The organism is Burkholderia sp. LMG 13014 (assembly GCF_905232215.1).
Taxonomy (GTDB): domain Bacteria; phylum Pseudomonadota; class Gammaproteobacteria; order Burkholderiales; family Burkholderiaceae; genus Burkholderia.
Window position 1 is genome coordinate 1 of record NZ_CAJNKE010000530.1, and the last position, 4,046, is coordinate 4,046.

General features: G+C 64.8%; 4 protein-coding genes and 1 pseudogene. 3 read left to right on the forward strand and 2 right to left on the reverse strand.

Features of this window, described 5'->3' with window-relative positions:
- On the reverse strand, positions 1-632 hold a 632-nt coding region (dapF, locus tag JYJ84_RS30225; RefSeq protein WP_205189864.1), incomplete at its 3' end, for a diaminopimelate epimerase.
- A 381-nt stretch (positions 633-1,013) separates the two neighbouring features.
- Between dapF and JYJ84_RS30230 the strand changes: the two are divergent.
- Positions 1,014-1,289: pseudogene (locus tag JYJ84_RS30230) on the forward strand (type II toxin-antitoxin system RelE/ParE family toxin); the annotation flags it as partial.
- Between the two features lie 16 nt (positions 1,290-1,305).
- Positions 1,306-1,608 (forward strand): HigA family addiction module antitoxin, encoded by a 303-nt coding sequence (locus JYJ84_RS30235; RefSeq protein ID WP_069249121.1) that lies wholly within the window; start codon positions 1,306-1,308, stop codon positions 1,606-1,608.
- Between the two features lie 21 nt (positions 1,609-1,629).
- Here JYJ84_RS30235 and JYJ84_RS30240 read toward each other — a convergent pair whose 3' ends face one another.
- Positions 1,630-2,514: a lipid A biosynthesis lauroyl acyltransferase gene (locus JYJ84_RS30240; protein ID WP_122946503.1), complete on the reverse strand. Its 885-nt coding sequence runs from the start codon at positions 2,512-2,514 to the stop codon at positions 1,630-1,632.
- Positions 2,515-2,779: 265 nt separating this feature from the next.
- Between JYJ84_RS30240 and metK the strand changes: the two genes are divergently transcribed.
- The gene (gene metK, locus JYJ84_RS30245; RefSeq protein WP_122946502.1) at positions 2,780-3,967 is read left to right on the forward strand and encodes a methionine adenosyltransferase; all 1,188 of its coding nucleotides are present in this window, start codon (positions 2,780-2,782) and stop codon (positions 3,965-3,967) included.
- Positions 3,968-4,046 lie beyond the last annotated feature (79 nt).

The window sequence follows — 4,046 nt, forward strand, 5'->3', positions numbered from 1 at the left end:
TCGCTGCGCGACATGATCTGCATGAAGCCGGCGTTCACGCGCTCCGGGAAGCGCGCATGGTGCTCGATCAGCGGGCCTTCTTCGAGCACCGGATAGGCCTCGGCGTCGTCGACGACCTGCACCGCATGCGGGTTGCCCATCGTCACCGTCGAAATCCAGCGCGTCGCACCGCCGACGTCGAGCGGCCACAGCGTGTCGTGGCCCTCGGTGCGGCCGTCGAGGCCCGCTGCATCGAACGGCACCTGCGCCGGCGTGAACACGGGCGCGCCCATGTCGACGACGACTTCGCCGTTGTCCTGCATCGTCAGTGTGATCAGGCCCTTCATCACCTGCACGCGCACGCTGCGCTTGCCGGTCAGGCCGCGGTCGCTGACGAACTTCACGAAGCAGCGTGCGCCGTTGCCGCAGTGTTCGACCTCGCCGCCGTCGCAATTGAAGATCCGGTACTTGAAATCGGCGCCGTCGACGGTCGGTTTTTCGACGAGCAGCAACTGGTCGGCGCCGATGCCGAAGTGGCGGTTGGCGAGCGCACGCACCTGCGCTTCGGTGAGCGGCGGCAATGCGCGCGAATAGCCGTCGAGCACGACGAAGTCGTTGCCCGCGCCGTGCATCTTGGTGAACGAGAGTTTCACTGGGTCCGGATTTCCATGGCGAACAAGGCGGTCAGCGCGGCGTGCGCGATGCCGCGCCATCCGGGGCGGTGTCGTTCGTCGTGCTGATCTCAACCGCAAATGATACATGCAGCCGACAGGGGCGTCCTGCGCGGGCGGGGGCGGGGGGCGGCGAAATGGGGCGCATCGGTCGATCGGTCGACTGGTCGCGTGTGCGATAGGCGGGCAGATTGATGCGATGTGGCGGGCCTGTCGTCGTGTGGGCAGGGTCCGGCGAAAACACGGGATGGCGCGGACGCGTACTTTCGTACAGGTCAAATTGACGAGGCAATCAAGCGATTCGTATAGTGTGGCTATACGCATGGCCATGCTGTCGGCATCGCGACTCGAATGTGGGGATCCATGATCAAGTCGTGGCAGCACAAGGGGCTGGAAGCGTTTTTCACGAACGGGAACAAGGCCGGTATCCGGCCCGACCTTGCGCCAAGGTTACGGCGCCAGCTTGCGCGTTTCGACGTCGCGAGCCGGCCGCTCGACACGAACGTGCCGGGCTGGCGCTTTCACGGTCTTGCCCGGGGACTGGACGGCCAATTCGCGGTGAGCGTGAGCAGCAACTGGCGTCTGACGTTCAGTTTCGACGGCGCCGATGCCGTTCTGGTCGATTGCCAGGACTACCACCGAGGTGATTCAAGCGATGACTCGCATCTTCAATCCGCCGCATCCAGGCGAAGCGCTGCGCGACGACGTGCTGCCGGCATTCGGCCTGACCGTCACCGAGGCCGCCGCGCAACTCGGCGTCACGCGTGCGGCGCTGTCGCGCATTTTGCATGGTCACGCCGGGATTTCGCCGGAAATGGCGTTGCGCATCGAGGCGTGGCTAGGAGAGGAAAACGGCGGTCGCGCGGATCTGTGGCTGGCACAGCAATCCGCTTACGACTTGTGGCAGGCGCGCGCGAAAGGCGTGCCCAAGGTAGCGAGGGCGCAGGCACGTGCGTGACCGTGCGCCCGCGGGTATGGCTCAGTACAGGCTGGGCTCGCCAGGCGGGCGTGTCTTGAAGCGCTTGTGGACCCAGTAATACTGCTCGGGAATCAGCGGGATCTGTTCCTCGAGGAATTCGTTCATCCGCCGCGCGTCGAGATCGTCGTCGCCGGTCGGGTAGTTGGCCCACGGCTTGAAGACCTTCAGACGGTAGCCCTTGTAGTTCGGCAGCACCTCGCCGATAAAGGGCAGAACCTGCGCGTGGCCGGTCTTGGCGAACCGGCCGACCGCCGTCAGCGTGCAGGCGGGTATGCCGAAGAAGGGTACGAACGTCGAGTTGCGCAACCCGTAATCCATGTCTGCACCCAGCATCACCGGCTTGCGGTCGCGCAGCCAGCGCAGCACGGTACGCGCGCTGTCGGCGCGGCTCGCCAGTTCAGCGCCGAAGCGGCTGCGGCCGGCTTTGGCCGCGGCTTCGATTTCCGGGCTCTTCATCGGCGTGTAGAGCGAGCCGCACGTCCGGCCGAGGGCGAGATTGATCGCCATCGAGCCGGCTTCGATGCCGACGAAATGGAAGCCGAGCAAGAGGGTCGGCGGCATGTCCGGATCGCTGAGGTCGACCTCGCTCTCGACCGTAAACAACTTGCGGTAGGCCTGTTCCGACGCGAACCACTGGTAGCTGCGCTCGACGTAGCTGCGAATCGCATGGCGGAAATGCTGCCCGGCGACTTCCTCGCGCCGCTCGTCGCTCCAGTCCGGGAAGCAGAGTTTCAGATTGGTGTGTACGATGCGCTTTCGCCGGCTGGGGATCTGGTAGAGCAGCCAGCCGAGACCATCGCCGAACCGTGCGGTCAGGCCGTACGGCAACCGGGCGAGCAGTTTCAGCAAGCCAATGGCGAGGTGCGTGCCTAGACGACCTAGCATGCGAAACCTCCGTGGAACCGGTTGGCCGGCGCGTTGCGAACAGGTAGGTAAGACAGCGGAAGATGCAGCACGGGTGGCGCTCTGTGACAATTCAGGAAAGCCGCTATAATACGGGCTTCGCCGAGTTAACTGACAACTTGCGGGGCGAAGCCGGTTGGCGTGACACACGCTGCCCGGTCCTGGTAATCCGCTAAAGCGTCGCCGCTTCAGGCCCAACGAAGCTGGCTACGTGAAACCGACCGTAACCACACAGGAGCCTGAAAAAGTGGCAAACGATTATCTCTTCACGTCCGAATCCGTCTCCGAAGGCCATCCGGACAAGGTCGCGGACCAAATCTCGGACGCGATCCTCGACGCCATCCTCGAGCAAGACAAGTATTCCCGCGTTGCGGCGGAAACGCTGTGCAACACGGGTCTCGTCGTGCTGGCCGGTGAAATCACCACGACGGCCAACATCGACTACATCCAGATCGCGCGCGACACGATCAAGCGCATCGGCTACGACAACACCGACTACGGCATCGACTACAAGGGTTGCGCGGTGCTCGTCGCATACGACAAGCAGTCGCCGGACATCGCCCAGGGCGTCGATCGTGCACACGACGACAACCTCGATCAGGGCGCGGGCGACCAGGGCCTGATGTTCGGTTACGCGTGCGATGAAACGCCCGAACTGATGCCGCTGCCGATCCACCTGTCGCACCGTCTCGTCGAGCGCCAGGCCAGCCTGCGCCGCGACGGCCGCCTGCAATGGCTGCGCCCGGACGCGAAGTCGCAGGTGACGATCCGCTACGTCGACGGCAAGCCGCATTCGATCGACACCGTCGTGCTGTCGACGCAGCACGCACCGGACATCGAGCTGCCGGCGCTGCGCGAAGCCGTGATCGAGGAAATCATCAAGCCGACGCTGCCGGCCGACCTGATCAAGGGCGACATCAAGTTCCTGGTGAACCCGACCGGCCGGTTCGTGATCGGCGGCCCGCAGGGCGATTGCGGCCTGACCGGCCGCAAGATCATCGTCGATACCTACGGCGGCGCCGCACCGCACGGCGGCGGCGCGTTCTCGGGCAAGGATCCGTCGAAGGTCGACCGTTCGGCTGCGTACGCAGGCCGCTACGTCGCGAAGAACATCGTCGCCGCGGGCCTCGCATCGCGCGCGCTGATCCAGGTGTCGTACGCGATCGGCGTCGCCGAGCCGACCTCGGTGATGGTCAACACGTTCGGCACGGGCCGCGTGTCGGATGCGGTGATCACGAAGCTCGTGCGCGAGCATTTCGATCTGCGTCCGAAGGGCATCATCAAGATGCTCGACCTGCTGCGCCCGATCTACGAGAAGACCGCTGCTTACGGCCACTTCGGCCGCGAAGAGCCGGAATTCTCGTGGGAAGCGACCGACAAGGCGCTCGCCCTGGCCGAAGCGGCCGGCGTCGAGCCGACGGCACGCGTCGCGTAAGCGTCGTTCGCCTGAAATGAAAAACCCCGGCATGGCCGGGGTTTTTTTATGGGTTCCGATCGCCGCGGCAATCGGACAT